1 pseudogene is annotated in these 267 nt (G+C 45.7%); it reads left to right on the forward strand.

Annotation, left to right across the window (positions count from 1 at the left end):
- Nucleotides 1–267, forward strand: a pseudogene (locus ACGF49_RS25210) (hypothetical protein); the annotation flags it as partial.

A 267-nucleotide genomic window follows, 5' to 3' on the forward strand; every position in this document is an offset into this window, starting at 1 on the left:
TTAGCGCCGCTGATTGGGATAAAACTGCGGCTGGATTTAATTGAGGCGTTTGCGACGGAATTTGGGGTTGAGAAATTAATCGCCTTAATTCGTGAACAGGGATTAAAAGGTAAGGCGGCGGTGGAAGAGGGACGGAATGGGGCTTATCTGGGGGCACAATTAGATATGATTCTGGAAGGGGCGTTAAATCTGTCATTTAAATATGCCAGTAATGAAGAGCATAAAATGGAATTTCAACTGGGGGATATGGTAAGAGGCACGCTAGCG

This window comes from Photorhabdus sp. RM96S (assembly GCF_042879335.1).
GTDB lineage: Bacteria > Pseudomonadota > Gammaproteobacteria > Enterobacterales > Enterobacteriaceae > Photorhabdus > Photorhabdus kayaii.